The following is a 1,480-nucleotide window of genomic DNA, read 5'->3' as shown; positions in this document are numbered from 1 at the left end:
CTATTTGGACCCCTTAATTAATTGGACACGAAAATGCAAAACCATTACACTGGTTAAAAGTCATTTTCCGATTAAAAGGAGGTCCTTTATTGTGGGGAGAAAGAAAATAGAAGTTATTGAAGATGTGAAAAAACAATATGTACGCATGGTCTTGGAAAGTGGTCGAATGTCCTCCGTCGCAAATAAGGCTGGAATTTCAAGAGAAACATTGAGGAAATGGGTCCATGAATATGAAGAGGAAGTTCGTGACGCAATGGATGCCGAGGGAATTACGGTTCTTTCCTCCAATCCCACCAAAGAAGAACTATTAACCAAATATGAACAAGCATTGAAACTACTAGGTGAAAAAGAGCTTGAAGTAGCGATGTTGAAAAACCTTTTAAAAAAAAGCCCCTATCAATAAATGACCTTTTAGAAGAGGTGGAGATTTGGATTCAAGAAGGTTTCCGAATTAAAAGAACAATCGCAATCATAGGGGTGAATCGTTCGATGTACTATTATCACCAATCCAATCAGGAGGAAACGAACTTTCCTCCAACCAAACGAGGGAGGCCATATCCGGGTTTTTCTCACACCAAAGAAGGGAAAAAAATCTGCGATGAACAAATTGAAGAATGGCTCATGGAAGCCGTTGAAGGTGACGAAGGTGCCTATGGATACAAAAAGTTAACGAATTATCTAAGAGTCGAATATAACCTTATAATCAACCCAAAGAAAGTTCGGCGATTATGTCATGAGTTGGGGATCCTATCCCCTGCAAGACGTGCTCCTTCCATGTATCCAAGAAAAATGGCAAGAAATCATACGATTACAGGTCCAAATCAGCTTTGGCAACTCGACATAAAATATGGGTCGATTGAGGAAAGTGGGAGATTCTTTTTTCTCGCGAGTGTCATCGATGTGTTTGATCGATCTATTGTCGGTTATTTTAGGGGTTCTTCTTGTAAGGCGAAAGATATAACGAAGATGCTGAAAGAAGCTTTACAAAAAAGAAACGTAAAGATAGCAGAGAAGACAAACGACCATTTTTCGGTGATACTTCGGACCGATAATGGACCACAATTTTTAAGCAAAGAATTTGGTGAATTTTGCATAGACTTTAACATTTATCATGAGAGAATTCCGCCTAAATCACCTAACTTAAATGCTTTTATTGAATCGTTTCACAGTATTATTGAAAGGGAATGTTATCAACGGTACCCATTTGAATGTTTTGAAGAAGCTTATTACTGGATCGATCATTTTATAAGTTTTTATAACGAAAGAAGATATCATGGCAGCTTAAATTATCTTCCTCCAGCGGAATATCTTCGGAAATACTTAAAAGAAGGGTGCTCATCAGATATGGTGGTTAATCTGTAACACCTGTCCTCCTTCTTCACCTTACCGACTAGGAAAAGGATGGAATGAAAGAGTCAAGCGAAGTAGGCTTGACTCATGAATGACATCCTTTAGAATGAGTCCAAGGTGAAGAAGGTAA

2 protein-coding genes are annotated in these 1,480 nt (G+C 38.4%); both read left to right on the top strand.

Features of this window, described 5'->3' with window-relative positions; all coding sequences use genetic code 11:
- The first annotated feature begins 91 nt into the window (after window positions 1–91).
- Entirely contained in the window at window positions 92–403 is a 312-nt protein-coding gene (locus AC3ASS_RS14190) for a transposase (protein WP_488284155.1), read from the top strand.
- A 17-nt stretch (window positions 404–420) separates the two neighbouring features.
- A complete protein-coding gene (locus AC3ASS_RS14185) occupies window positions 421–1,362 on the top strand; it encodes an IS3 family transposase (RefSeq protein WP_488284154.1) in 942 nt (313 codons plus the stop codon).
- Window positions 1,363–1,480 lie beyond the last annotated feature (118 nt).

This window comes from Bacillus sp. JST-5 (assembly GCF_057747715.1).
Note: the sequence above shows the minus strand (reverse complement) of the source record. Positions and strands in the feature narration are given on the sequence as shown.